Source organism: Candidatus Binatia bacterium (genome assembly GCA_026415395.1).
Taxonomy (GTDB): domain Bacteria; phylum Desulfobacterota; class Binatia; order HRBIN30; family HRBIN30; genus HRBIN30.
This window is the reverse complement of record JAOAHD010000007.1, coordinates 223,552-250,435: the sequence shown is the minus strand read 5'-3', so window position 1 is coordinate 250,435 and position 26,884 is coordinate 223,552. Positions and strand designations below refer to the sequence as shown.

At 63.3% G+C, this 26,884-nt stretch carries 20 protein-coding genes and 1 pseudogene; 9 read left to right on the top strand and 12 right to left on the bottom strand.

The genetic code is table 11. The annotated features are described in order from the left end of the window. The first annotated feature begins 1 nt into the window (after window position 1). The 5 genes from N3C12_05710 (at window position 2) to N3C12_05690 (ending at window position 7,100) form a co-directional block, all read left to right on the top strand. The gene (locus N3C12_05710) at window positions 2-1,357 is read left to right on the top strand and encodes a M28 family metallopeptidase (protein ID MCX8071930.1); all 1,356 of its coding nucleotides are present in this window, start codon (window positions 2-4) and stop codon (window positions 1,355-1,357) included. Between the two features lie 190 nt (window positions 1,358-1,547). Next, entirely contained in the window at window positions 1,548-2,516 is a 969-nt protein-coding gene (locus N3C12_05705) for a YCF48-related protein (GenBank protein MCX8071929.1), read from the top strand. A 2-nt stretch (window positions 2,517-2,518) separates the two neighbouring features. Then, window positions 2,519-4,915 carry an MMPL family transporter gene (locus tag N3C12_05700; GenBank protein ID MCX8071928.1) on the top strand — a complete coding sequence of 799 codons (2,397 nt, stop codon included), beginning with the start codon at window positions 2,519-2,521 and terminating at the stop codon, window positions 4,913-4,915. Window positions 4,916-4,944: 29 nt separating this feature from the next. Beyond that, window positions 4,945-6,300, top strand: a complete 1,356-nt coding sequence (locus N3C12_05695; protein ID MCX8071927.1) for an outer membrane lipoprotein-sorting protein — start codon at window positions 4,945-4,947, stop codon at window positions 6,298-6,300. Window positions 6,301-6,305: 5 nt separating this feature from the next. Continuing rightward, window positions 6,306-7,100 carry an enoyl-CoA hydratase gene (locus tag N3C12_05690; GenBank protein MCX8071926.1) on the top strand — a complete coding sequence of 265 codons (795 nt, stop codon included), beginning with the start codon at window positions 6,306-6,308 and terminating at the stop codon, window positions 7,098-7,100. Window positions 7,101-7,207: 107 nt separating this feature from the next. On the opposite strand, the gene N3C12_05685 is transcribed toward N3C12_05690, so the two are convergent. Beyond that, window positions 7,208-7,885: a nitroreductase family protein gene (locus N3C12_05685; protein MCX8071925.1), complete on the bottom strand. Its 678-nt coding sequence runs from the start codon at window positions 7,883-7,885 to the stop codon at window positions 7,208-7,210. Window positions 7,886-7,992: 107 nt separating this feature from the next. Here N3C12_05685 and N3C12_05680 point away from each other — a divergent pair, with 107 nt between their 5' ends. After that, window positions 7,993-8,511 (top strand): hypothetical protein, encoded by a 519-nt coding sequence (locus N3C12_05680; protein ID MCX8071924.1) that lies wholly within the window; start codon window positions 7,993-7,995, stop codon window positions 8,509-8,511. A gap of 42 nt (window positions 8,512-8,553) precedes the next feature. Here the strand turns inward: N3C12_05680 and N3C12_05675 are convergent, their stop codons facing one another. Beyond that, the gene (locus tag N3C12_05675; GenBank protein ID MCX8071923.1) at window positions 8,554-10,062 is read right to left on the bottom strand and encodes a glycoside hydrolase family 5 protein; all 1,509 of its coding nucleotides are present in this window, start codon (window positions 10,060-10,062) and stop codon (window positions 8,554-8,556) included. Window positions 10,063-10,245: 183 nt separating this feature from the next. Here N3C12_05675 and N3C12_05670 point away from each other — a divergent pair, with 183 nt between their 5' ends. Both N3C12_05670 and N3C12_05665 read left to right on the top strand, forming a co-directional pair. Beyond that, window positions 10,246-11,826 carry a response regulator gene (locus N3C12_05670; protein MCX8071922.1) on the top strand — a complete coding sequence of 527 codons (1,581 nt, stop codon included), beginning with the start codon at window positions 10,246-10,248 and terminating at the stop codon, window positions 11,824-11,826. Continuing rightward, complete coding sequence (locus N3C12_05665) at window positions 11,820-12,257, top strand: Hpt domain-containing protein (GenBank protein ID MCX8071921.1); 438 nt, start codon at window positions 11,820-11,822, stop codon at window positions 12,255-12,257. The genes N3C12_05670 and N3C12_05665 overlap by 7 nt, the downstream gene beginning before the upstream one ends. 61 nt (window positions 12,258-12,318) lie before the next feature. Here the strand turns inward: N3C12_05665 and N3C12_05660 are convergent, their stop codons facing one another. From N3C12_05660 to N3C12_05645, 4 genes are all read right to left on the bottom strand, one after another. Further along, on the bottom strand, window positions 12,319-16,134 hold the full coding sequence (locus tag N3C12_05660) for a glycosyl transferase (protein MCX8071920.1): 3,816 nt from the start codon (window positions 16,132-16,134) through the stop codon (window positions 12,319-12,321). Further along, complete coding sequence (locus tag N3C12_05655; GenBank protein MCX8071919.1) at window positions 16,131-19,340, bottom strand: discoidin domain-containing protein; 3,210 nt, start codon at window positions 19,338-19,340, stop codon at window positions 16,131-16,133. Before N3C12_05655 ends, N3C12_05660 begins: the two co-directional genes overlap by 4 nt. 536 nt (window positions 19,341-19,876) lie before the next feature. Further along, window positions 19,877-21,304, bottom strand: a complete 1,428-nt coding sequence (locus N3C12_05650) for a hypothetical protein (protein MCX8071918.1) — start codon at window positions 21,302-21,304, stop codon at window positions 19,877-19,879. 429 nt (window positions 21,305-21,733) lie between these two features. Further along, window positions 21,734-22,321, bottom strand: a complete 588-nt coding sequence (locus N3C12_05645; protein MCX8071917.1) for a hypothetical protein — start codon at window positions 22,319-22,321, stop codon at window positions 21,734-21,736. A 267-nt stretch (window positions 22,322-22,588) separates the two neighbouring features. On the opposite strand from N3C12_05645, the gene N3C12_05640 reads away from it, so the two are divergent. Continuing rightward, on the top strand, window positions 22,589-23,872 hold the full coding sequence (locus tag N3C12_05640; protein MCX8071916.1) for an HD domain-containing protein: 1,284 nt from the start codon (window positions 22,589-22,591) through the stop codon (window positions 23,870-23,872). Window positions 23,873-23,890: 18 nt separating this feature from the next. On the opposite strand, the gene N3C12_05635 is transcribed toward N3C12_05640, so the two are convergent. The 6 genes and pseudogenes from N3C12_05635 to N3C12_05610 all read right to left on the bottom strand — a co-directional run bounded on the left by N3C12_05635 (window position 23,891) and on the right by N3C12_05610 (window position 26,488). Beyond that, the gene (locus N3C12_05635; GenBank protein MCX8071915.1) at window positions 23,891-24,715 is read right to left on the bottom strand and encodes a chlorite dismutase family protein; all 825 of its coding nucleotides are present in this window, start codon (window positions 24,713-24,715) and stop codon (window positions 23,891-23,893) included. Window positions 24,716-24,954: 239 nt separating this feature from the next. Beyond that, window positions 24,955-25,122: a hypothetical protein gene (locus N3C12_05630; GenBank protein MCX8071914.1), complete on the bottom strand. Its 168-nt coding sequence runs from the start codon at window positions 25,120-25,122 to the stop codon at window positions 24,955-24,957. Then, on the bottom strand, window positions 25,119-25,472 hold the full coding sequence (locus N3C12_05625; GenBank protein ID MCX8071913.1) for a DUF4143 domain-containing protein: 354 nt from the start codon (window positions 25,470-25,472) through the stop codon (window positions 25,119-25,121). Before N3C12_05625 ends, N3C12_05630 begins: the two co-directional genes overlap by 4 nt. A gap of 31 nt (window positions 25,473-25,503) precedes the next feature. Then, window positions 25,504-25,854: pseudogene (locus N3C12_05620) on the bottom strand (hypothetical protein). Continuing rightward, window positions 25,778-26,056 (bottom strand): hypothetical protein, encoded by a 279-nt coding sequence (locus N3C12_05615; GenBank protein ID MCX8071912.1) that lies wholly within the window; start codon window positions 26,054-26,056, stop codon window positions 25,778-25,780. Before N3C12_05615 ends, N3C12_05620 begins: the two are co-directional and overlap by 77 nt. Before the next feature lie 288 nt (window positions 26,057-26,344). Further along, window positions 26,345-26,488, bottom strand: coding sequence for a hypothetical protein (locus N3C12_05610; protein MCX8071911.1), 144 nt, complete (start codon window positions 26,486-26,488; stop codon window positions 26,345-26,347). Between the last annotated feature and the right edge of the window lie 396 nt (window positions 26,489-26,884).

Sequence of the window (26,884 nt, the reverse complement as noted above, 5' to 3'; positions counted from 1 at the left end):
AATGCCGGGCGGCGTGTTTTTCGGGAAGGGAGAGCGGCACACGGTGCAAAGGCGCATCCTCCTGCCAATTGCGGCTGCAGTGGCGGAGCCTACAAGCTGGGACGCGCTGCTCTCTTCCCTCGCCAGCACACCCCGGGAAAACGGCAGCGCGGAGCTGCTCGCCACCGCTCATTGGCTCACGGAGTATTTGCGCCAGGAAGGGTGGGAAGCGGCCCAGCACTGGTACACGGCCTACCCGCTGGAACAACGGATGCTTGGGATTGCGCTTCTTTGCGGAGGGCTCGGCTACGCCATGTGCATGTGGCGTCATCGCTTCGGCTGGGCTGCCCTTTTGGCCTTACTCCTTCCGCTGGCCGCCGTGGCTCAGATTGACTTACGCCTACCCCTTTCCTGGTTTGCGCCCTTTTCGCAACCGAACGTCGTTGCCCGGCTGCCCAATCGGGAAGCCGTCGAGACCCTCGTGTTCTCGGCTCACTTGGACACGAAAACCGATCTGTTCGACCACGTGACCCGTGCCCCGATCTTGGTCTTTGCAGCACCTGCTGCCTTGTTAATGTGCGCGGTGGCCTTGGGAAGTTTCGTGGCCCACCAAGCAGGCAACTTATCTGCCGGCCGCCAGGCCTTGGCCCGCATTCTCGGTTGGATCGGTGCCATCTATGCGCTGGCGCTTGCCGCGGTCTTTAGCGGCGGGGCACTCCTCAGCGAGCGCAGCCCCGGCGCCCTCGACGATGGCGCGGCTTGTGCCGTGCTGGCACGCTTGGCCCACGAACTCCGAGCCACGCCCCCGCAAGCGGTGGAAGTGCACTTGGTGTTCTTCTCCGGCGAAGAGTTAGCCGCGCAAGGCGCGCACGCTTTACTCCGCAGTTGGCAACCCGGAAATGGGCAGCGGCCCGTACGCGTCGTCAATCTCGATCCGTTGGGCGCTTCGAGTGAAGTGCGTGTCCTAGGCAGCGAACGTGGATTTCTGAGCGGCTCGTCTCCCAGCCCAGAGGTGGTCGCCATCGTCGATGCGGCGCATCGCAAGCTGCGCAGCTCGCCGATCGAAACTGTCGAACTGATCGGCCTCACCGATGGCTGGGCGTGGCGCCGCTATGGCTACCCGGCAGCAACGTTGTTCAGCTTCGTACCTCCGTTCGCCCTACCGCGGGGCCTGCACTCCAAGGAGGATCACCGGACCCGTATCGAGTCGTCCGCTCTCGATTTTTCTCTCGCACTCATGGAAACGATCGTGCGAGAGCTCGACCGGAAATTGCTCGCAACCGGGATGCGAGGCCCGGTTCGCTCGAGGAACATTCCAACATCGCAACAGGGAGGGGAAAGGGATGCACGACACCAGGGGTCAGCTCACGCGCTGTAAATTCGGTAGCGGCGCGCACCGGGGATCCCGCAGCAACTCGCTTCCGCTGGTTTGCGGCAAAGCGGGCGTTCGCCGAACTCTGGTTGACTCGTTTCCAAGGGGCGCCCTATAAGGCGGAGTTGTTCCGACTGTGAGCGCGGCTGTGAAGCAGATGATGTCTCAGCGCAGAATCCCTTGGTGGTCCGCCTTCGTGGCAGCGGCGCTAAACTTGATGGCTACCGCACACCCCCTCGCCGCTGCAACTTCCACCCGCGTGGTCGACAACCTTTATGCCACCGCTTTCGTAAGTCCGGACGAAGGTTGGGTGGTGGGCGCTTTTGGTTCCGTGTACCACACCACAGACGGCGGCCGAACATGGCAAGCCCAACGGTCCGGCACTCTCGAACAACTGTTCGGCGTGGCGTTTGTCGACCGGCAATCCGGCTGGATCGTCGGCCGCACCGGCATCATCCTCCATACCAAGGATGGTGGGAAAACGTGGACCAAACAGGCGAGCCTAGGAAAGCACCTGTTCCACGTTGCGGCGATCGACGCAAACACCGCTTGGACCGTCGGTGACTGGGGTGCAATGGCCGTGACACGCGACGGCGGAAGGACGTGGCAGGATCGCAGTTTCGACCGCGACGTCATTTTCTACGCCCAGTCATGGCCCGATGCCTCACACGGTTGGGTAGTGGGGGAAACTGGCGTGGTGCTGCGCACTCAAGACGGCGGCAATACCTGGGAAGAACTCGACACCGGTGTGGGCAAGACGCTCTTCGGCGTCCATTTTACCGATACCAAGCGCGGTTGGGCCTGTGGATTGGACGGGCTCATTCTCCACACCACCGATGGCGGGCGAACCTGGACAGTTTTGCGTGGCGACCCGGAAATCGGTGGCCTCGAACAAGTCGGGGTTGCCGAGCAACTGGAAAACGCCAGCCTCTATGACATCGTCATCCATGGGCGCATCGGAGTCGCCGTGGGCGACATCGGCACGATCTTTTTCAGCACCGACAGCGGTCAAACCTGGCAACGCAAGGAAGTGCCCGGCGAGTGGAAGCTCGGTTGGATCCGCAGCGTGGCGCTCGTGTCCAATGGCGCTGGGATGCTCGTGGGCGCGGGTGGGCTGACCGTGCGCGTCGATGGTCAGCGTTTGATCAAACCAGAAGGTCGCTAGCCATGCTGCCGCGAGAGTGGATCGAAGGCTACTTGTACTTCTTGCTGCGTCGGCGGCTGCTGGTCTCGGTGGTCGTGGGCGCGGGCACGCTGTTTTTCATTTGGTTCACCGCCACCCAGCTCACGATCTTCACGAGCTTCTTCGACTTGATGCCCCCCAACCACCCGTACATCCAGTTGTACATCAAGTATCGCAACATGTTCGGTACCGCGAACCAACTGGTCATGGTGGTCGAGGCCACGAAGGGCACGATTTTCGATGATCCGCGCATCATTGAGAAGGTGGACCGCATCACCGTCGATCTCCTGCACAATGTGCCGGGAGTCAACGGCGAACAAGTCCTGTCGATTACCCACCCGAAACTCAAAACCACGCTCACGTCGGGATCCGGCATCAAAGTGGTGCCGCTCATGTACCCTCGCTTGCCACAGGACAAGGAAGACATGGAGTTCCTGCGGCAAAAGGTGTACACGACCGAGGGCGTTCGCGGCTTCTTCGTATCGCCGGACGACACCGCCACCCTCATCACTGCCGGCTTCTGGGAGGAATACTTCGACCTCAACACTATGTGGCAGCGGGTGCAGGACATCGTCAAGCGCGAAGAAGCCGACGGCTTAGTGAAGATTTACGTATCCGGCCCCCCGGTGCTTTACGCCTACTTCAACGAAGCCCTGGGAAAGATGGGCTACGTGTTTCTCGCCACCGGCATCGCCATCGTTCTGCTCTTGTGGTTTTACTTCCGCTCTCTCCAGGGCGTGCTGATCCCGGTGTTTTCCGGGCTCATGAGCGCCATCTGGGGCCTCGGCTTCGCTGGACTCTGCGGCTTCACGCTCGATCCCTTGGTGCTGGTGGTTTTCGTTCTGATTACTGCCCGAGCGCTCAGCCACTCCGTGCAATCGATGGAGCGCTATCACGACGAGTACTTCCTCACCCACAATAAACATGAGGCCATCGTACGCTCCTACCGCGCGCTCTTCCCGCCGGCGATGGTGTCCATTGTTGCCGACGGGCTCGCCATCCTCACCATTGCCGTGGCCAGCATCCCGCTCATGCAAAAGCTCGCTTTCGTAGCGAGCTTTTGGATCATCAGCATCTTCCTGAGCGTCGTCACTCTGCACCCGATTATCCTCACCTTCGTCAAGCCCCCCAAAAGCCATCCTCCCGGTCGCCGCATCTCGGACGCCATTTACGAAGGTATCAGCCGGGCGCTGATCGCCATGGGGCAAGGCAGCATGCGCTGGTTCGTCGTCGCTTTGTTTGCCGTGACCATGGCCTTCGGTGTCTACTTCGCCCACAAACTCAAAACGGGCGACACCGAACCGGGTGCCGCTTTGTTGTACCACGACCACCCGTACAACGTCGCCTTCCGCAAGTTGAACGAGAAGTTCGTTGGGGTCGCCAGCCAACTCGTCATTATCGCTGAGGGCAAAAAACCCGAGGCCATCAAAGATGCGAAAACCCTGAACGACATCGAGCTGTTTGCCCGCCACATGACCCAAGGCGAAGGCGCAAACGGCAATATCACTGCCGCCACCCTGCTGAAGAAAATTTACCGCACGTTCCGCGAAGGCGATCCAAAGTGGGAGATGCTGCCCACGCGCGACGACCATATCGGCCAGCTTTTCTACTTGCTGACCGCAGGGACAAGCCGCGGCGAGATGGATCGCTTCTTTAGCCCCGACTACACGAACGCCACCATCACGATCCTCTACCGGAACTACAACAACGACATCATCCACAACGCCCTCGACCGCGCTAAGGCATACATCGCCGAGCACAGTCGGCCCGACGATAGCGTTCGCTACCTGCTGGCCGGTGGCCTGCTGGGAATTCTGGCGGCCACAAACGAAGAGGTCGAGTGGTCCTATCGCGTCAACGTACCCTTAATTTTTTGCGTTGTGTTCATCTTGAGCTTCCTCACGTACTGGTCGGTGCTTGGGGCGCTGATCGTTATGATCCCTTCGATCGTTGCCCAGCCCCTGAGCGAAGCGGTGATGTACCTCGCCGGCATCGACTTCAACATCAACTCTTTGCCGGTTGCTGCCGTTGGGATCGGGATCGGCATTGACTACGGTTACTACGTGCTCAGCCGCATCGTCGAGGAGTACGAAGAAACTGCCGACTTCGACGAAGCAAACCGCCGCGCCATCCTCACTACAGGCAAAGCAATCATCTTTACTTGCACCACGCTGGTCGTCAGCGTGGTGTTTTGGCTTTTCTTCCCGCTGAAATTTCAGGCCGAAATGGCCTTCGTGCTCATGCTGCTCATGATTTTCCATGCCGCCGGTGCGCTGCTGTTCATTCCCGCCATGGTTTCGCTGCTCCGCCCGCGCTTCGCCGTTGCCCGGGCCGAGCAACGAGCAGAAGCCATCCTCTTGCAAGCTGGAGCGGGTCGTTGAATGTATGCTCGCCAAGAAGGAGGAGCGCGATGAGGGCACAGCTGCAGTCCTGGCGGCTTGTCGGCGCTTGCGCACTGGCAAGCACCCTGGCGATTTTCTCTGGGCGCATAGCCCAGGCGGCAGACCCCAACGGCCTTGCCCCGGGCAGCGTGCTGGGCAAGGACAACTGGCAGCTTGCGGAAAACCTGTTACCGCCGGAAATTCTCCGCCACTACCGGGAGGGCCATTACCAGAACAAAATCATTGACTGGCCAGAGGGCATTTACCGCTGGGACCCGCGCTTCCTAGCCGCCAGCGAGGCCAATCGTGGTCGCTACACCACGAGTCCAGAGGGCACAATCATCGACGCGGCCACCGGCCGCCAACCGGCATTTGTCTACGGACTGCCGTTCCCCGACATCGACCCAGGCAAAGACCCCGCCGCCGCAGTGAAGATCTTGTGGAACTTCTTCTACCAGTACTGGAACGAGGGCAGCAGCCATAACCTGATTTTGCTCGCCTGGGTGAGACCCGACGGCGTGGACCGCGAAGCCATCCAAGATGTGTACTTTCTGTACTACGACGGACAGGACCCAGACTACCGGCTCCCCAACCCGAACAACTTCTCCATGCAGTTCGTGGCCGTGGCCACATCCCCTGCGGATTTGCACGGAACCGCCTCGCTGACCTGGCGCTACCGTGACTCCAACAAGCGCGACTCTAACTGGACCTACGTTCCCGCCTTGCGCCGGGTGCGCGCGGTCAGCCCTGCCAATCGGTCCGACGGCTTCCTCGGCTCCGACATGAGTCAAGACGACGGCCCCTTCTTTGACGGAAAACCGGAGGACTTTACATGGTCGTTTGTCGGCGAAGGGGAAACGCTGCGCATCGTCGACCCTGAGAGCTTCGAACGCATGCCACAGCGCTACTGGTTGCCCGAAGGAGGCTGGCGCACGGTATGGACGAATCTTCAAGTCGTCGGCTTCCAAACACCCGACTGGAAAGGCATCGCCTGGGCTCCTGTGCGCGCTGCGCTCGCCAAGCGCAAAGTCTGGATCATACAAGGCGTGCCCAAAGACCGATACTACCTCTACGGCCGAATCGAACTGCACATCGACAAAGAAACCTACCAAGGCGCATGGAACCGCAAATTCGGCTGGAATGGCGAACATCTGAATACGTTGCAAATCGTCGCCTACCAGCGCGACAAGAACCAGCGCCCTGACGGGGCAGTGGAGCACCAGTGGTCATCCCACTTCTCGTTCCAGTGCGCGGAAAACGTCAAGCTGAACCGCGCCACCCTCGGCGGATTGACCCCTCCGGGCAAGGATATCGCCAACGACCGCAAAGTCCGTTTCCCTGCAACGTTCTTTGATTCCGCCACCCTGAATCGTTTTGGAAAGTGAGCACCATGCCCGAGTTCGAAACGGTTGCCTACAAGCTGGAGAACAACGTTGCCTGGGTCACGCTCAACCGCCCGGAGCAACGCAATGCGGTGAACGCCACGATGCGCGAAGAACTCATCCGCATCTTTCACGACGCGCAAACCAATTCCGATATCCGTGCCCTCGTCCTCACCGGTGCGGGAAAAGGCTTTTGCACCGGCGCTGATCTTTCCGGTTCGCGGGGGCAGGGTCCGCAAGGCCCCGGCGCTACCCGCCTGGTGATGAAAGGCAGCTCGCAGCGCTTGATCCGCGCCCTGTGGGAGTTGGAGAAACCGGTGGTCTGCGCCGTCAATGGCGTTGCCGCTGGGCTTGGCGCTCACCTGGCCTTTGCCTCGGACTTCGTCATCGCCGCTCAGGAGGCCCGCTTCATCGAAATCTTTGTGCGGCGTGGTCTCGCTGTCGATGCTGGCGGTGCCTTTTTGCTTCCGCGCTTGATCGGACTGCAGCGCGCTAAAGAGCTGGTGTTCTTCGGCGACGACCTCAGCGCGGAAGACGCTCACTGCTGGGGCTTAGTAAACCGGGTTGTGCCCGCGGATCAGCTCGAAGCCACCGCCCGCTCGTGGGCCGAACGGTTGGCGCGCGGCCCCACCATCGCTCTCGGCTTCTCGAAGCGGCTCCTCAACCGTTCTCTCGACGGCGACCTGGAAACGTGCCTCGAAGAAGAAGGGCTCGCACAAGCGATCGTTGCCCAGTCGGAAGACCTGCGCGAGGGCGTCCAGGCATTTATCGAGCGCCGCGATCCCGTCTTCAAAGGCCGCTAGCGATCCGCAACCTCCCACGCGGCGGAAAACGCCGCGGGCCGCAAGCCGTCACGAAATCGGTACCAGCGCCCCGTCTCTATAACCTGCCCTCCGGGCTGCGCGGCCGTTCAGCCTGCTCTCTCTGGAAGCGGAGTTCCCCACGAATTCAGCGAGATGAAGTTTCGCACGGGCAAACGCTTCGCAGGCTTGAAATCTTCGCCCGTGAAATACGCCACCGGTAAGAGCGCGACTTGCGTGACGTGCTCAGGAATTCCCAACACCGCGGCCGCCTCTTTCTCGTACATGAGGTGTAGCGTCGTCCAAGCCGAACCGAGCCCGCGCGACCGCAGCGCCAGCATCAACGACCACACTGCGGGCAAGATCGAGCCGTACAGCGAGGCTTGCATCACCACCGGGCCCTGCTCCGCCCGCCCATCGATACACGGCACGACGTGAACCGGGACTTCATGAAGATGGTCCGCCAAGTACGTGGCCGACTCGACGATGCGCAATGTTTGCTCGCGACGCGGGTCCCCTTCGCGCAATTGCGGGGCATTCACGTTCATCTGGCGGTACAAAGAAAACGCCTGCCGATAGAGATTCGCCAACTGCTCGCGTTTTTCCGCATCGGTCACCACCAGAAAGTGCCAGTTTTGCGCGTTGGAGCCCGTCGGGGCCTGGATCGCAATCTCGATGCAACGCTCGATTACATCCAAAGGCACAGGCCGGCTGAGATCCAAGCGCTTGCGCACCGAGCGCGTTGTCGTGAGCAAGTGATCCACAACTGCGAGATCCAACGGCTTCATCTTCGTCCTCCCTGCGAATCCTCCGGCGACAGCCAAGCACAAGAACCCGCGCGAAAGTAGACCAGCCCTGCTTTTTCTTCAGCCACTTTTGCGGCAACTAGAGCCGCATGCGCCGCATTCGCCTGCAGTTCATTCACGGTCTCGAAGGAAGCCCGCAAGGCACCAAAGCGCGGCTGTTTGCCGAGCACTTCGACGCGATCACCCCCGCCATGAACACCAGCGATTTTCTGGGTTGCGTGGATCTGCACCAGAAGGTGCTCGCGGAATTCCAACCCGATGTTCTGGTGGGCTCCTCCTTTGGAGGGGCGGTGGCGGTGGCGCTCTTGCATCGCAAAGCTTGGAGCGGACCGACCATGCTCCTCGCCCCAGCCGTGTTTCATTACGACGTTCCGCGCTTTTTGCCGCCGGGCGTGCCGGTGTGGATCGTTCACGGAACGCGCGATACCGTGGTCGCGATCGACGACAGCCGCACCTTGGCCCGCACGGGCACGGCCGAGCTCGTCCACCTCATCGAGGTGGATGACGACCACGCGCTTTCTGCCACCGTGGCCAAAAGCGAGCTCGTATCACTTATCGAGCAGCTCGTGGCACAGCACACGCCCGCCTTTGCAGAGCGGCGGCGCTGACGGCGGCACCCGTCAACGTCAGGTTCGACGTCGAACCGCACTTTACGGAGCCCAACGCACCCGCACGCGATAGCTGCCGGCCACCGCCACCGAAACTCGAACCCCGCCCGGAACCGCCACCTTCCGCACTTCACCGACTCCGTCACCATCCACTCGCAACGTTCCGCTCCGATGCGGCACCCAAAGTTCTGCTTCGCCTGGCGTGGCCGTCTCCCCGTGCATCTCCAACTCGCCACTTGAGGGGTCGCTGGCCAACGCGAGCAACCGCCCGGGAGCAGCACGCGGGTAAGGGCGAGAAAGCACTTCGATCCATTCCGGCACGAAGCCGAGGTCGACGTCACCGGGACACGCGGAATATCGCAAGAGGATCAACAGGCTCGGCGGCGTACCCCCGGGAATGCCTATGCTGTGCGGATCGCCACACGCCTGCTTCCACTGCCACCACGCACCGCCAACCAGATAGCGGTCTTCTTCCGCGGCGTAGCGGAGGAGCCGCGCTTTGTTCGCTGGCGGGTCGGAAAACCAACCGTACTCGCCAATCCAAAAGGTGGCTTGGTAGCGCTCGGCATCTGCGCGAGCCCGCTCGAATACCTGCTCGATGGAGAGCGGATTGGCACCAGTGATCGATTCGGCATAGTTGTGTGGTGCGAACACTAGATGGGGGTCGTCCATCACCGCCGGGTCCGGCAGCATCCCATCGACAGGCCACAACACCACCGGTTCAAAAAAGATGATATGGGGGAAGCCACCGGCCGCTTGCTCCGCGGCACGAATGGCCGGAATCAGCCGCGAGTACAGCCCCGTAAGCTTCGTGCCCGCACCAACGATGTTGTTCCCCCAGTGGGGCTCATTGAACAAATCGTAGCCGGCGACCGCCGGCTCTTGCGCAAATGCTGCGGCCAGGTACGCCCAAGTTGCCACGAACGCCGTCTGAATGCCGTCACGGTCGGAATAAAAATTCTCGAAGGCCTGCGCCACCGCAGGGGCAAGTTCCCGCACTCCTGGAGTCCGGCAGGTGCTCCGGCCGTCGGTAATCGTCGCCCACTCGGGTGCACCGTCCCAACCAATCGCCCGCTCCCGCGCACTTCCGCAATTCACCCCTGGAGGGGTTGCTATGAATTTGCCCCACGCGTCTTGATGCATGTCCAACACCACATACAATCCCGCCGCCTTCGCCATCGCCACTGCTTGCCGAATCCGACCAATGTACGCCTCACTCCAGCGGCCCCGTTCCGGCTCGAGTGCGGACCAAGAGACAATCAGCCGCACAACATTGAAGCCAAAGCCCGCCATTCGGCGAAAATCCATTTCGCTCAACGGCAACACAGGCGGCAGAGCGGGGTTGTCCTGGTAGTAGTCGCCCAAGCTGTTCAGGTTCACGCCGCGCAGTAGCACCTGCCGCCCTGCAGCATCGTAAATTGCCGCGTCCGCACCCCGACGCGCCGTGAGCTTCGGCAAGGAGGCAACCGAGGACGGCGGTTCGTCATCGCTACCGCAACCGCAAATCGCGAACAACGCAACCGCAAGGATGAGCAGTCTCCCGGCAACCATTTCCTCTCTCCTGTTCGCACCCGGCTAAGTGTCGGGAATACGACGCTCATACGGATAACAACGAGCCGTTGCCACCCAACGCAACCAGCCGACTCGCCTGAGCGCGGCGAAAAAGTTCACAGCGAACCGGGCTACGCATGGCACAACTATTGGTTGCCTATTCGGCGCAAGGAGATCAGTCGCGTGGCAGGCAGTCGCGTACAGCCAAAGGCACTCGAGGCAGACCAGCAGGTGAGAGGCAACGCTTCCGTCCTCTCGCCCGCGAACAGTCGCACAGTCGGCGAGCCTCGTGTGCCCACCGCCCTCGGGCTGCTTGCGCAGTCAACGGAAGAGGAGGTGGCCGCGAGCCTGGCGCGCCTTGCACGGATGCCGTACGTCGACTCGTGCGACATCACGGTCGACCCGCAGCTCGCACAGCATCTCAAAGTTGAACTAGCACACCGCTACGGCTGCGTTCCGCTCGCGGCCTGCGCACGTGTGCTGCGGGTCGCCGCCACGCATCCGCTCGACAGCGAAACCCGCCACGTTTTGGAATTTGCAGCCCACCGCCCGGTGGAGGTTGCGATTGCGCCCCAAGCGGACGTGCACGCGGCACAACTTCGGCTGTACGAGGGCGATCGACTCCTGGCATGGTACATGAAGCGCATCACCTCTGCTGCATCTCCCGTAAACAACTCCGCGCCGACTGAAGCGCCTGCCTGCGAGCACGGCGACCTTTCCGCTGGGGCCAAACGCCTGGCCACGCTGCTCCTCGCAGACGCCTCGGCAAATGCCGCGGCAGAGGTGGCAGTCGTCTCCGCACGGGGGTGGACTACCGTGTTTCATCGCTCGCCCTCGGGCTGGGCACCGGCTTTCAACTTGCCCGGCTGGGTAGGTGCTTGGCTCGCTGGCGCGTGCAGCGCTTTGAACTCCTCTCGGCAGGAGGGTGTCACCCTCACCGTCGCCGGTCGAGTTTGGCGCTGGATCTGCGAGCTCGACGAAAACCCTGCGCAGCGCACCCTCTACCTTGTGCTCGAGCCGCCCGAAGCGCTTGCCCCGACTCGTTTCCTCCCGCAAGGGCAGACCCGCGAGTTCGCCTGCCCTCGCTGCCGCACCACAGCATTGCATCGGACCACTCTGTGCCCGAACTGCAAGCTGCCCCTGTGGCGCCTTTGCCGCAACTGCGGCGGGCGTTTCCACGCTTCGCAACCAGTTTGCTCCTGCTGCGGCGCAGCCGCGACCCCTGCGCCCGCGGCACCCACGGCGGCCCCCCTCGCGCCCACGGGTCCCCTCCTGCGCACTCGACCCGTGGGCGCGCCGCCGACCCAGCTACATGTTTTGGTGGTCGACGACCAACCCGATGTGCGCCACTGCATGGCAAACGCCTTCCGCAGCCTGCCCGTGCGCGTGAGCTTGGCAGCCAGCGGCGAAGAAGCCCTCTCGTTCATCGCACAAGACCCGCCACACATGATCGTTCTGGATATGGTCATGCCAGGGATCGACGGCTTCGAAGTGATCGCACGGCTCCGCGCCTCGCTGCGCACCGCATTCGTGCCGATCTTCGCGGTCACCGTTCTCGATCCGCTCGATCCCCGCCTGCGGGAAACCCTGGGACCGGATGATCTCTGCCTCCAGAAACCTTTTTCAAAGTCCGAGCTGCTCACCCGTGCGGCGCGCCTGGCGCGGTTGACGTACGGGTTCAAACTCACGACGGCCACAGCCGCACAGGGCGGCGAGGCCATCACCGCGGCACAGACGTTTTGCGCTGAGGAGGAGCCATGTTGAGCGACAACCGGAACTCTCCCATTTTTTCAGCGTTCAATAAACGCCGCGCGCTCGCGGCTGCCGGCGGCGACTTGAATGTTCTCCGCGAAATCGTTGGTTTGTTTCTTGTTGATTTGCCGCGCCGTTTACGAGAGTTGCGCAGCGCCTTGAAAGCCGGCGAGCTCGAACGGGTCGCAGCAGTCGCGCACTCGTTACGCGGCTCCGCAGCGGTGTTCGGATGCGATGAAGCGGTGGATGCAACTATTCAACTCGAACTCCTCGCCAAACAAGGCGCCAGCGAGCATCTGGCCGATACGGCCAAGGCGGTCGAGCAAATCTTCCACTCTCTTGCCGAAGAAGCGGCCGCACAGTTCTTCGACCGTGCTGACCTAGCCGCAACAACCGAAACGGGCCCCGTCGCCGCTTCCCACACGGCGTCCGTCAAGCTCTGACCCCACTCGACGCGAAAGCTCCGGCCATGGAACTCCGCCGGGCAAGGCGAGTCTTGCGCGCTCACTTCGGGCGTTCCCGCTCTCCGGGCGACTCCACTGTGCGGACAATTTTAAGGTCATGCTCTGCGGCATCACTCTTGAGCTGCACCCGCACAGCCTCGCCATTCACTTCTAGCGCGGCACCATCGAGCCACGCGCGGAGGGGCGACGCCGCCAGCTCCGCCCGGTTCTCGACCTCGATGTGATACAGCTCCCCCGTGAGCGGCACCCGCCACCGAACTCGGAAACCAGGCCACGCCGCAGGAACCCGCGGTTCTACGACGAGCGTGCGGCCGCGCTCGAGTCGCACGCCGAGGAAGGTCTCCACAATCAGGCGGTAGAGCCATCCCGCCGAGCCAGTGTACCACGTCCATCCACCGCGCCCGCGGTGGGGATCCTCTCCATAAATGTCCGCAGCCACCACGTACGGCTCCACCATGTACCGGCAGACCTGGCCAGCATCGCGCGCATGCTCCGTCGGGAGGAGATAGCGCAGCAACTCGCTCGCCCGCTCTAGCAACCCCGCATGCAGGAAGGCCTGCACAACCCATACCGCCGCATGCGTGTACTGTCCGCCGTTTTCGCGAATGCCCGGCAGGTATCCTTTGATGTAGCCGGGATCCCGCGGCATGCGATCGAACGGCGGAGCCAAAAGTCGGATGATCTTCGCCTCACGGTCGACCAGCCTTTCTTCCACCGCCGCGAGCGCCTGCATTGCTCGGTGCGGCGAAGCCACTCCACTCAATACTGCCCAGGCCTGCACGAGCGCGTCTATCTGACACTCGGAGTTCTGTGCCGAGCCTAGCGGGGTGCCATCGTCGAAGTACGCACGACGATACCACGCACCGTCCCAGCCGTGCGCTGCCAATGCTTCCACCAGCCCGCGGCGGTATTGCCAATACCGCTGCGCCCGCGCTTCATCGCCCCTGTCCTCGCACACCGGGGCAAAACGGGCGAGAATTTCCGCAAGGAAGAACCCGAGCCACACGCTTTCGCCTTTTCCCTGTCGGCCCACCCGGTTCATGCCATCGTTCCAATCTCCGGTGCCCATAAGCGGCAAGCCATGCGGCCCGCGGGTCAACGACCGGTCGATGGCACGGCAACAATGCTCGTACAACGTCGCCGTCTCCGTACTCCGCGTTACCGCAAGGTAAGCCTCCTCTTCCTCGGAGGTCAGGCTGCGAGCCTGCACGAACGGGCGGCGTTCGTCCCAGATCCCAACGTCGCCCGTAAAATCGATGTACCACGAGGTCACCAGCGGGAGCCATAACAGATCGTCGGAAAACCGCGTGCGCGTGCCTTTCTCCCAGGGAGGATGCCACCAGTGCAACACATCGCCTTCCGGAAACTGGTGCGCGGCATGCAAAAGAATTTGCGCCCGCGTCTCCTCCGGGTGACTCCAGAGTAAAGCACACGCGTCTTGCAACTGGTCGCGATACCCAAAGGCGCCACCCGATTGATAGAAGGCCGACCGCCCCCAAAGCCGACAACTGGTCGCCTGATACAACAGCCAGCGGTTCACCAGCAGGTCGAGGTCCGGCCAAGGCGTTTCCACACGCAGTTCGGACAGCCGCTCGTCCCAAAACTGCACCGTGGCTGCAAACCGACGGCCCACGTGTTCGTCACTGCGATATTCCTGCACACAACGCCGCGCTTGTGCCATGTCGTCAGTCGCACCAAGCAAGGCTGCACCGTGCCAACGTTCCCCGGGCGCAAGCCACAATTTCCCTCCCAACACGGCTGCGGGGTCGAGCCCCGCGCCCACAACACTGTTCCGCCACGTCCGCTGCTGGAGCGCCTCGGGTGCGGCCAGCGAGCCGCCCGCGCCCAGGAACCACAGCCGGTCCCCCGCCGCTACCTGCCTGCGCCACGCGCGGTCGCTCACCAGCGCAGCAAACACGGCCCGCCGCTCGAACAATTCGATTGCCGGGTTGTATGCCCAGAGGATGGGCGTATCGCTGTCGAGCTCGGTGCGAACTGTACTGCGCTGCGTCCACGGATCAGCACCCAAAACGAGCTGATGGTACGCCCACAACGACAGCCGCTTCCTCTCGGCTGTGTGATTCACCAACTCGATCCACCAAACCCGCAACGACTCATCCGGCGGCACGAAGCAGGTGACCGTCGACTCCACACCCGCCCACAGCGTCCGCCATCGACTGAATCCCTGCCCGTGGGTCACCTCGAATCTTCCCGGACCACACGGTGCGGGAAACAGCGAGCAAAATGCGCCCGTGTCCTCGTCGCGCAGGTACAGGCACTCGCTCGGCGGATCGGTCACCGGATCGTTCGACCAAGCTGTAAGACGGAACTCGCGGCTATTGCAGCTCCACGTGAACCCCGCTCCGCGCTCCGACACCAAACAGCCGAACTCTGGGTTGGCGATCACGTTCACCCACGGCAGAGGCGGGCCAAACCGCTCGCCAACGGGCACGACGTATTCCTGCCCGCCGTCGCGAAACCCACCAAACCCGTTCCACAGTTCGAGGCCGGAAATTTCGCCTTCGCCACTTGCGCTTTCTCCGGAGGCTTGCACCTGCGGTATTACCCGCCTGCCTGGGCGCTGCCATCTGCGGCGCGCCTCTCCGCTCCAGTATCCATCCGCAATCGCCAGGAACGCCGCGAACTCGTCGGCACTCAGGGTTGCGCCTCTTTGCGGATCGTTCGCAGGCCGCACGAGCGTTTGTTCGAGACCCGGCCGAGCAACCCACACATCGATCGGGAGCCCGGCATGCTGCCAATAGCGACCAACCCGCTCCCACCACTCTTCTTCGCCCACGGCAACGAAAACCATGCGCCCATCGCGTACACCGACTTTCGTGCGCACTTCCTGCGCAAGCTCGCGGCCGGGCAACGCGACCGCCGAGCGCAACTCGGGGCTGCGATACAGCAGCGCAACAGCCAGCGCTTCTGCGCGTTTCGCCTCCTGCAATTGCAAATCGGCACCGCGCATCAGTTCACGGTGGCACTCCTCCGCATCCTTGCGCCGCTGTCGCGCAGCCGGCGGCTCGCCGCCGCCGAGCACTTCCGGCAAGCGCGCTTCCTCCTCCGTCAAACCACACACGTAGTCGAGGGAGCCCTCCTCGCCGGGAGCCAACTCCACCACGTGGCGGAGGCTAAAAATCGGATCGAGCACGTTACCAGCGGTGCACGAAAGCGGCGTCTTCTCAGTAAGTGCCCGCGGTGCCTCCGGAGTGTGCCCGCGCCCGATAAAGCGCAGGCGATCGGTCTCGTACTCCGCAACCTCACCGTTCACAGCAGCGAGAAACAGGAGCGGCCAGCGCTCCGCGCCTGAACGGGGGCGGCGGCGCGCCAGCAAGCACTGGTGCGCGGGGCACCACTCTGTCTGAACGAACAATTTTGCAAATGCGGGGTGGGCGACGAAGGCAGCCAAGGGAAACAGAACAACTTCGAGGTAGGTGGTCACCTCGATGGCCCGCGCCTGCGAGGAGAGATTTTTGATTCGCAGCCGCCGGTGCTCCTGTGGACGCGCTCCGTCCACCCAAACCTCCAGTTGTGTTTGCCACGGCGGCGTTTGGCAGGCGAATGCCGCAACCCCCGCGTGCCGCTGGAAATGATACCGCGCCTCAGGGTGGGGGCGCGGTGCTGGAGTGGCAGACCACACGGCGCCGCTCTGCCGGTCGCGCAAGTACACCAGCCAGCCGAGGTGATCTTGGGGAAGGTCCGGACGCCAGCCATAGGTCTGGATCCATTGTTCATCGAACTGGAAGAACGCGCTGCCCGTTCCTCGCCGGGAGACGAAGCTCCAAAAGCGGCCGTTGGACAACACCGCTCCCCCTGGCTGCAAGGGCACCGATAGAGGCGTCTGTCGCCTCACGAGCCTTCCTCCGCCAGGACGAGATCGACCTCGGCGGGCAGCTCACCAATGCGGACTTCCTTGGGATCGAGATCCGCGATTGCCCGGCCGTTCACGCGCGCTTCCCGAAGGGGCGGTGGCACCGGCAACTGCAACACCACTCTTCCCGGCGGCATTTGCAGGTCGCCACCGATGCGGACTTTCCAGTGCCCTCCATCCACGGCCTCAGCGCGGAAGTGCAGGATACCGTAGTGCGTCGGCAACCGCCGCACGCCCACACCCGCTTCCACCCAGTCGCGGGGGATTCCCGCACCGACCACTAAGGCGGCATCACTCCCGCGTTCGTACGCGAACAAATGCCGCACTGCCTCGATGAACAACGCGCTCACCCAAGCGTGCGGCATGTCGCCAATGAAGCGTGGCCACTGCGGATCGCGCCACACAATTTCTGGCCACTGTCGCCACGCCAGAGGGCGCCGGTCGCGCAGCAGCGACTCCAAGAGCCCCCACGCTTGTTCGCGTTTGCCCAAGCGAAGAAAGGCCGGTACGTTGCGCAATTCGTAAGGCGTGAAGGAGTCCCACGGCTCCACCCCTTGCACGCGTTGTTGAAAGACCTGCCAGTATCGGTCGAACGTCTTCTCCACGAGTTCGCGGGGCAGAGCGGAAGCAACGTCCACCGGATACAGCGCGATGGCAGTCGAGTTGGGATCGAAGTCGGCAAGTTCCACCGAGGCAGGCAAGTACTCGAGCTTATGCCGTGCAGCCACCGCCACCATGGAAGTCACCAGCGTGGAGCGGAACCCGTCGCGCAACAACGCCCAGCGCGCCGCCAACTCGTTCTCTCCAACAACCGCCGCCAAGCGACTCGCATCGTCGATGCCGCGCAATGCCCAGAGGTCGTCCCAATACGAGTGCACCGGCCGGGCCGCGTAGCCCTCGTGGCTGATGGATTCTGGCAGCAAGCCGTAAAACAGGCGTTTGTCGCCGCTTTGGTATTCCGAGGTCATGCGTTGCGCCCTAGCTCGTTCGATCCACTCCACCGCCGCGCGAATGTGCGGCCACAGTTCGGCCACCAATCCGACATCTCGGGTGAAGCGGTAGTACTCCGCCACGAGAAACAGGAACTGCCCATTGCTGTCGTGTTCCGGAACCGGGTCGGCCCCGCGCCAATCGACACAGCAGGGAATTCGTCCGTCAGGCAGTTGGTATTGCGCAAACCACTGCGCGAAGGAACGCGCTTCCGACACTACCCCGAGTTGCAACAAGGCGCTCGCCATCGTCACGCCGTCGCGAATCCACGCGCGGGCATACGTCCGCGGGCCCGGCTGCAGGGCCGGACCGCTGCGGTGCATGAGAATGTGCGCAAGGGCGGCCCGCAACGTCGCTTCGATTTCCTGCGCGGTCGGGGGCAGGTCGAACTGCACGCGCCCGAGCACACGCTGCCAATCGTGTTCGGCTTGCTCGAACTGCCGCTGATACGCGGCTTCGGCGCCGTCGGTCGCAATCCGCAACTCGGCAACGTCCTCCGCACGCCACGGCATGGCCAAATACACCGCCGCACTTCCGCCCGGCGCTAAGGTGAACTTGTATTCCAGCGCCCCGGAGCCATAGCCGAGCGGATCCATGACTTCGCTGTGCGAGGGCAGCGTGCCGCGGAGCAAGCTCTCCGTCACCATGCCCTCTTCGAAATACGCGGCACCGAAGCGCGCCCCGGGCGTTTGCACCACAATCGCGGGCTTGCGGTCGACCCAGATCGTGCGCGAGTCGAACGCAAGCGTGCGAATCGCACTCACCCCGCCGACCAGGTTGAGATTCTGCCACGGGGGCAACACCTGAAACGGCCGCACAGCGAGAAAGAGGGTAAACTCCGCCGGGTCAGCAACGCGACTTTCCAAGCGATAACGCGCATAAAATGCCTGCCCACGGCCCCCGCCGCCGGCAGCCAACTCGACCTCTAGGCGAAACCACTCGTGCTCCCAAACCACGCGCGGAATCGGCACCGCAGCGTTGGCGACTTCCGGAACGGAGCGCACCTGCCGCCAGCTCAACAACGTACCGTTGCGGTACACGAAGGGTTCAATGGAGTAGCCGCCTGCCACCGGCTCGATCGCTCCGTCGCTGCTGAGCAACGCTTGCCGCCCTCCTTCGGGGGGCGCCACGGAAGTCCAGTAGACTTGTTCGGGCACGAAGTAGCGCGGGTATAACCCCGAAGGGGCCTCGGCGGCGAGAGTGGCGAAAAAGGCATTGGGCGAGGCTGCAAGTTCGTACGGTTTGATAGCGAAGGAGCGGATCGCGTATCCCTGACCGCGGCTGCTGCGCTCCATCTCCACCCGAATCCAGCGCGATTCCGCCTCGCCGGTGGGAATGTAGTCCCGCCCACCGTTACCATGCTCACTCGCGAACAACGTCCACCAATGTTCTCCATCGGTGGACGCCAACACGCGATACACGACGGCGTAGTCGAGCGCGTCCCAGTCGATGACAATGGCGCCGTATTCCTGCGGTGTTTGAAAATCGACCTGGAGCCACTGTGCCGCTTGCAGCACGCCGCTCCGCCAGGCGGTGTGTGGATCGGTATCCGCCGCATATTCGGGTGGATTGCCCGGCGCTGAAGTCGAAGCCTCCACGCGCGGCTTTGGCACGCGCCCTTTGGGAGGCTTGCGGGGCTCCCAAGTCAATTCATCCAGCCACAACGAGCCGCGGCCGCCACTGCCCGCAGCAATGGCAAACTCGATGAAACCTACCTCGCTCGGCTGCGCCACCGGAGAGTCGCCCCAGGCAAACTCCACGCGCACATCGCGAATCGTCAGTTGGCGCCACTCTGCCGGGAAGTGGCACGGGCGCTGGCGATACCACCACACGTTGCGATCCGCGGGATCGATGAGTTTGAACTGCAAGTCATTGGGTGGCCCTTGGCCACGGATCCACACCTTGAAGGCGTAGTTCTTCGGCAGCTTCAAGCGCACGGCTTTGCGAATAATCACAAAGCTCCCGCCCGGCTGAATCTCGAAATCCACGCGCAACGCCTTGCCGCTCACGCCCTCGTCGAGCGCCAACTCCACATGCGCATTTTGCGAAGCGTGCGTGCTCCAACCTTCGAGCGACTCAAAACTTTCCACAACTGCGCTCTGGCCCACCGCCGGTTGACCGACCACCAGTGCCGCACCGAACAACAGCCCCACAGGCAGCCATCCACCGAGCCAAATTTCTGGTGCACCGAGTTTCACGACGGCAGGCTACTTACGCGATTCGCGCTCCCGACTCCACCCGAAACTGAAGGGCATCGAGCGCCGACAAGGCGCTACACTGCCCCCTGCCGCGCAGGCTGCTGCACTGTGGCACCGCGGGCGACGCATGCGTCGCCCCTACGGGTTGCGTTTCGCTGGAAAGCTTTCGTCGCGGCGTGGTGGTGGGCAACGAGGGCAGCCACGAGGGCTGCCCCTACGATGGCGTTGGTGCCGCGTGCCAAGACGGGCACTGGCGGGGCACCGGTCGCGACACCATCGCCAATCGACGTGGTCCTCATTCGCCATTCGCTACTCTCCGTTTGTCGCCACTTACTACTCGCCACTCGCCCCCATTGTGTCACTCCCTGCGCCTGCTGCTCGCGAGACACCACGGGCGACGCATGCGTTGCCCCTACGATGCCGGTGGCGCGCGACCGCACGATACAAAGCACACGTTCCCCATTCGCGATTCGCGAATTCCCACCACTCGCTACTCGCCGCTCCCCACTCGCTGCTCGCGTCCCCCTCACCTGCGGCTAACGCCGCACCCTCTCCCCAGAAGCGCGGGAAACAGGGTGAGCTACTGCGCCACCAAACGACCCCGTCACTTCAAAATCCCATATGGCCTCCTGATCCAGAACCGGAAAGCCAGTTACCAGGGTTAGTCCTGGAAGCGCACCGTGAGCCAGGTTGGCGCAGGCAACGGCCATCCCGGTCTCGCAATGTGCTTGGGCCGGGGCAGCAGGATCGTCGTTTTTATTTAATACCACCCCACAGGCTTGGCCTGTGGTCCACCAAAAGGCCAGGGGTGTGCCCCGTTCGCTCGGCGGGTCGCTCGGCGAGCAAAAGCTCCCATCGCACGCACCGATTCTGGTGCCGATGGCCACAGCGTAACCCATGAGCCAACTTCCCGGACCTCCGAGGCCGCTCAAAAACAGCCGCAACCGGCCGCCGGAAAAGCCTTCCAAACTATCTTGTGCCGCAACCAACTGCACACCGCCCAAGCCGTTGCAACCGACGTCCCCAGCAGCAGCATTCCCTGGCCCAAAAACATCGGCGCACGGTCGCGCAGGAGGGCACGCGGCTGGCGGCGCACGGAACCCGGCCGTGCAACTTTCCACCAGATGTCCCGAGGGATAAAAGAGCGCTCCTCCACAAGTTCGGTAGGCCACACCCCGCGCGCACGCACAAGCCAGCGTGGAAATTGGGATGGGGTCGTACTGGACGCTGTCGGCGCGAATAACCACAGGAATTTGCCCGCTTCGCTCTTTGCCGAGACCAAGTCGATGACTTCCCTCCAAGGGCAGTGCAAACTCGACAGGGTCACCCCACAACGCAAACCCGCTGCTTCCTGGCGCGACTAGTCGATCGGTGAACGACGTTGCTACCCCGGGAACCAACTGGAAAGTGATCGGCGAAGCAAACTCAGATGTGCAATCGGCCCCGCATCCATCGCCACCGATCGTGCGGCAAGCCACACAGCGCCCCGGCGCACAGTCACTGTCAAGCTGGCACAGGGTGCCCAGCTTTGGGCCGCCTACGCATACGCCACGGAACTCATCTACGCTGGTCAAGCAGTCCGCGTCGGCTTGACATGCCTGCCCAGCGCGGGCAGTGCCGATACAGACTTCCCCGTCATCGCAGTCCTCTCCTGCATCCACCGTTCCGTTGCCACAGTTCGTAGGTTGCGGATCGAACAGGTGGGGGGAATTGGGGTCAGGAGTGGGTGTACGCCACGGGGTTGGCGTGTACACGACACCCGGCGTGGCCGTGGGCACTGCGCTCGGTGTCGCCGTCGGAGGCTGTTCGATTCTGCAACCGCGATCGCAACCGTCGCCATCGATGCGGTTGCCGTCATCACAGCCCTCATGGTCCCACTCCACCCTGCCATTCCCACAGGTGCTCGGACGGCATTCGATCTTGACGCTGTCGTGGTCAATGTGACCGGAGGAACTCAGTGCCATACTGCGAAACGTTTTCGCCGTGCGCCGCCACTGCCCTGGGGCGGATCGCCGTAGCGAAATGCGCAGCAACGTGGTGTCGCTGCAGTGATTGCGCAGTCTGCGGCTGGCCGGCAAACACTAGTGTGCCAAAGCTGGTGACCCGCACACCTAAACCCCCGGGACAGCCAGTACCAACAGCGCTTCTAAGTTCTGCCGATCCTTAGCGGCGAGTTGCGCGGACGCGCCCGAGTGCAATTCCACCTACCGCACATCCGTGGGTTGACAATGCGGCAGGCGTCCATCCGTCACGTTGGCACACAACCCCACTGGCACAAGGCACACCCCATCGCTCAGGTTGGGATCGACATCGCACCCCGGATCGCCCTCGTAGCACACGAACCTGTGGACCCTGCGACGCCTCACTTCCCGTTGCCCTAGCTCGGCGAAGCGCTATTCCAACAAGCAGTTGGCGCGTGCCGACCCACCTTCCGGCAGACAACGGTAACCCTGGGCGTCCACGTCGCGGGGCGACTCCGGAACCACCGTGGGCATGGGTCCTCCGCCCACAGCGGGAAAGATCGTAAACGCTGCAGCCAGCGTTGGCCCCATGCGGTTGGAGTCACCAATCAAAACGGACAACACGATTACCCGCGCACCCGCGCCCCACGTGTTGCGGATGTCGCGCAAGGCGATACTGACCGACGAGCCGGGCGGGAGCACCAGCGGCGAAAGAAACGCGAGGCGGTCATGCTCACGCGCGATCCAAGCGCTGACGGGCACGCCATTCACCCACCCCTGCGTGGTCGCGGAGACCTCTGTACCGAGCGGCAAAACGACGGCGATTTCGGTGGACGTCGAGAGGCGACAACCAGCAAAGCCAGGTAAACGCGCACTGATCGAATATTGGGCAAGGTTGCCCACGTATGGGAAATCTACAAAGACGCGGACCTCGCTAAACGGCCGCCCAGCGCAGGAGTAAGCCAGCGCCGCCGCAGGCAACAACCCTGCGAAAACAATGGCGACAACGAGCGCGTGCATCCGACCGGGATTGCGGCTTCTGCCTTCGCACGGACAAGACCGCGTGGTTTCACCTCTTCACAAACGCTGACCGCTACGATGCGAGAATCGAGACGAAACGACGCCGACGCTACGCCGGCCAGCAGTAGGTGTCGAGCAATAGACCCAGGCGATAGGCCCTGGCGCTGTATTTTTGCTCGCTCGGCTTCAACAGCGTCGAGGATGGAAACTCCCTCGAGGAAGGGCTGAGCATTGCTCTTCCAGCACCGGTCACGGTACCCTGCGGTTATGGTGGTGCGCGATGCAGTTCACGGCGACGTGGAGCTCGACAAGCTGCAAGCAGCCGTTCTCGATTTCCCGGAAGTGCAGCGCCTGCGAGGCATCAAGCAACTGGGAACGGCGTCTTTCGTGTACCCGGGAGCCGTGCATACCCGCTTCGACCACTCCCTCGGCACCTGCGCAACGGCGCAACGCTTGCTGGCAGCGCTGCAAACGCGCCACGCCCGCGAAGTCTCCCCCGCGCTGGCCAGTTTGATCGGTGCCGCCGCGCTGCTGCACGACGTAACCCATGTGCCCTTCGGGCACACGTTCGAGGACGAGCGCCGGCTCTTTCCTCGGCACGACAAGGGCCAGCGCCTGGCTCTGTTGTTCAGCGGGCATTTGGGCGAGGAGCTCCACCGCCTCGGGATTGCCGAGCCCATGGAGGAGTTGCTCGGGCTGCGCGAGTATCGCCACGTGCCGCCGTGGGCGCGGCAGATCGTGGCCAGCACGATCGACGCCGATCTCCTCGACTACCTCAGGCGCGACGCGTATTTCACCGGCCTCGCCCAGCGATACGACGAGCGCGTATTTCGCTCGTTCGAGATTGCCGGCAATCAACTCGCACTCGCCCTGACACGCCACGGAATGGTACGACCCGACACGTTTTCCGAAACCGTGCAGTTGTTGCGCCTGCGTTACTTCCTCACCGAGCGCGTGTATTACCACCACACGAAAGTGGCCGCGGGCGCGATGATCTCCAAGGCAGTGGAGCTCGCACAGCAGCACGGGCACCTCAGCGAGGCGGAGCTACTGCAACTCCACGATGCCTCCCTGTTCGAACGACTCAAGGAAATTCCCTCGCGCCAGCAACCCGATCCAAACATTGTCCGCCTCGTCCAGCGATTGGAGCGGCGCCAGCTTTTAAAGCGCGGCTACGTGCTCTCGGCTGCGCGCCTCACCCGTGCCCAGCGCTCCGCACTGGTGCGCCGCTACCACGAATCCGCCGAAGAGCGTCGCATTGCCGAGGGCCACATTGCCAGCGAACTCCGTTGCAACCCGGGCGAAGTCATCGTCTACTGCCCGGCGTTGACTTCCATGAAAGAAGCGAGCGCCTTGGCAATTACACCCACAGGGGTCGAGCCGCTCGATCGTTATGACCAAAGTGGCGAGATCCATGCGTTACAGCGGCGCTACGAGGAGCTCTGGCGGTTCTACGTGTTCGTACCCGCAGAATTCCAAGCGGTCGCCGCCGAGGTTGCCGCAGAGTACTTCGGCTATCCGAGCGAGCACCAGCCACGGCGCGGAAACTAAAGCCTGCGGTGCCCCCTGTTACAAAAGGTGCAGCACCCCGGCGAGACGCTCGGGGGCAAAGCGAATGCCCACAAAGAACGAACCGAACAGGCCGTACACCGCGCTCGCTTCGTCGTAGCGGAGCTCGTACACAATGTCGCGGATGGCCTTGAGGTCGCGCGAGAACAACGTCACCCCCCATTCCCAGTCGTCGATTCCCGTGCACGTGGTGATGAGCTGGGTGACGCGATCGGCAAAGCGGCGTCCTGCCTCGCCGTGCTGGAGCATGAGTTTCTTCCGCTCCTCGAAGCTCAAGCGGTACCAGTTGTCTTGATCGCGCCGCGCCTTGCTCATCGGGTAAAAGCACACGATCGGGTAGTCTTCTGGCAGCTTCGGATGAATGCGCGACTCGGCGTAAATCGCCGTGCGTTTGCGCAGCGCCGCGAAGCGCTGGGCGAACTCAGGCGAGGTCGGATCGAGCTTTTGCTCTTCGAGGAGCAGCCGGGCCCAGTCGAGTTCGCTGGTGATGTACTCGCTCGCCTCGGTGAGCGACAAAAACTGATACACTGGCAGCAAGCAGGCACCGAAGCCGGTGCTGGCAATTTGCTGCCCGAGCTGTTGGATGCGCCACAAGTCCGGGTGAATGGCCATGATGCCGAAGTCGAACTTCGTCACCCCCGCTTGCGGAACGAGTTGCAACTCCGGCTCGCGTTGCACCTCCACAAGCCAGTTCTGGAACTCCTCGACTGCCGCCTCACGCGCCTCCGCACTTTGGCCGCGCCAACGGGGCCGATCCACGCGGTAAAATAAGTGCACCACTGGCCACCCGGCTGAGGGACGAAGACCCTGCAACTGCTCCGACATCGGCATGTTCTCCTCGCCCGTTTGCTACCGAACCTGCCCCTTAGCCGCAACGCGGCGAGCGGCCTGTGGGGGCAGGCCTTGTGCCTGCCCGACGGACGGTCCGCGCGGTTCCGCGCCTTCTGCCCTCTTAATCCCAGCTTGCGCAGCGCGCACCCAACGCCGGGCCGCCCGCTATCTCGTGGTCGTCCCCCGCAGCAGCAGCACAGCGGTGTCAAGCCCTCACAGTCTGACTTTCTGCCTCAGCCCGCAGTGATCCGCAAAACCAGTTGCTCGGGCCAGAGGTGTTGCTCTTCCTCGATCGCCCGATCCACGAACCCCCGCGCCCGCTCGTCGGGGATCGTGAAGAACGAGCGCACGAAATCGCGGTAGTCCGTGATCACGAAGGAGTGCAGATCGAAGATGTTCATGACTTTTTCCTCAAGGCGGTGAGTTCCCGGGCGAGTTCCGGCAGCGGCACCGCCTCCACCCGCTCGGCAAGGGGAAAGCGCTCCGCGCCCTGGTAGACGACAAAGCTGCGCCGGGGCCGCACGTCGGCCCGAGCCTGGTGAAAGCCCCGCGTCGCCGCCGGCGCCGTGCTGCGCTTGATTTCCACAGCCCAGCGCTCCCCGCGCGGCAGCTCGAGCAGCAGAACAGTTTCGGCGCCACCGCTCGTGCGGCAATAGTAGGCACTCGTTCCCTCGGGCGCGGCGGCGATGAGATTCTCGATCGCGAAGCCCTCCCAGCTCGCCCCCAGCCACCGGGTGCGCGAGCAGGGCATCGAGCATCTCGATACCGAGCAGCGCATGCGCGATGCCGCTGGAACGCACGTACAGCCGGGGCGACTTCACGAGCCGCTTGCCCACGTTGGCATGCCACGACTGCAGCCGCCGCAGGAGAAAAAGGTCAACCAACAGCCCACACAGCGGTTGACGGTGCGCGTATCGAGTCCGAGGCTGCGCGCCAGTTCCGCGGCGTTGTGAGGGCTCCCGTGCCGGTGAGCGAGCATCACCCAGAGCCGACGCAGGGTCTCGGCGGAAAGCCGCGGCCCGAACTGCGGAATATCGCGCTCCAGGTACGTGCGGATCAAATCCTCGCGCCAGCGCAGGCTGCGCTCGTCGTTTGGGGCGAGCACGCTCTCGGGGAATCCGCCGCGCAGCCAAAGCCGATCGAGCGGAATCGAGCGCGCCTCCAGCGCGTCGAAGGCGCAAGCTCCAGGAATCGCACCCGACCGGCGAGCGACTCCCCCGCCTGGCGCAACAATGAAAGGGCCGCCGAACCGAGCAGCAGATAGCGCCCGGTGCGCAAGCCCCGCCGCCGCGCCCCGTCGATGAGACCGCGCAGCGGCGCGAACAGTCCGGGCACGCGGTGCACCTCGTCGAGAATGACGAGCTTGTCGAGGTGCTGCTCGAGGTAGCGTTCCGGTCCCCCAGCCGGGCGAGGTCGCGTGGCGATTCGAGGTCGAGATAAAGCGCATCGCCCTGCGGGCGACCGCGTGCGCGAGCGTCGCCTTGCCGACCTGCCGCGCCCCGGGCAGGCAGACCGCTGGCGCCTCCTCCAGCGCGGCGAGGGCCTCGGGCAGCAGGCGCCCTATCATCTTTGCAAATCATGCTACGTAATGCGTGTTTTGCAAGGATCTATCCAGCGCGGCTATCACATCGAACACCCGTGCTCGCTCGCGATCAGGATGAACGAGCGGACAAAGTCGCGGTAGTCGGCGAGGGCGTTGCGGCGTAGTTCGAAAATATCCATGCGCTGCCCGCCGGATTCCAAAAGCCGCTCGGCTCCAGTGTCCACCACAGCTCCTCGACGGAGCTCGAGCCAGGGGCGAAAAGCGGTCCGGTGTCCTGGGGAACCAGGTTCCGGTCGTCCCAACCTGCCACCAGTTCCAATTGTCCGAAGACCCTTCTTCTCCCGTCCTGAGGCGGTCTCGCATGAGCCAGGACCCGGTCTGCCTTGATTCGAGGGTCTGGCCCCGAAGCATCGGCCGATGCGCCGAGCACGGAAGTCGCTTCCTCCCATCGTCCCGGGGTACGCCCACCGCAGCCTGCCCAGCCCGTATCGCGTGTCTCCGCCGACGAACAGCCTGTCGAGCACTTCCGGCTCGCTGGCGGTGGCAGGGTTCGCCGCCGCACCATTCGCGGCGCATATGAACAGGTAGCCGACCAGCGCCACCGGTGATCCCACACCGCC